The sequence below is a fragment of the Isoptericola haloaureus genome, assembly GCF_036689775.1.
GTDB classification, from domain to species: domain Bacteria; phylum Actinomycetota; class Actinomycetes; order Actinomycetales; family Cellulomonadaceae; genus Isoptericola; species Isoptericola haloaureus.
In genome coordinates this window covers 1-448 of the sequence record NZ_JBAGLP010000047.1, presented here as the reverse complement: position 1 = coordinate 448, position 448 = coordinate 1, and the positions used below count along the sequence as shown (strand labels likewise).

The 448-nt window shown below is 58.7% G+C and carries 2 rRNA genes; both read right to left on the bottom strand.

Annotation, left to right across the window (positions count from 1 at the left end):
- Nucleotides 1–103 (bottom strand): 5S ribosomal RNA (gene rrf, locus V5O49_RS17025); the annotation flags it as partial.
- A 123-nt stretch (nt 104–226) separates the two neighbouring features.
- A 23S ribosomal RNA gene (locus tag V5O49_RS00175) occupies nt 227–448 on the bottom strand; the annotation flags it as partial.

The window sequence follows — 448 nt, the reverse complement described above, 5'->3', positions numbered from 1 at the left end:
TACTCTCCCACCCCGACTCCAGGGCAATACCATCGGGCCTGACGGGCTGAGCTTGCGGGTTAGGTATGGGACCGGGCGATTCCCCTTCGCTGTGACCGCCGTAACAGTAACGAGATTTCGGGTCCCCCACGTATTTGCCCCGGCTGCCACGGATGGTGGCGGGGGGGGTGGGGGTGGTGCCCGTTTTTCGGGAACCGCACAGTGGACGCGGAGCACGCAGTGTAGGTGTGTTGAAGTTGTCGGCTGATTAGTACCGATCAGCTGTTACAGTCGTTGGTACTGATTTCTACTACCGGCTTATCTACTCGGTGGTCTAGCTGGGTGCCTTCACAGGTCTAGCCTGTTGGAAACCTCATCTTGAAGCAGGCTTCCCGCTTAGATGCTTTCAGCGGTTATCCCTCCCGAACGTAGCGAACCAGCGGTGCTCCTGGCGGAACAACTGGCATAC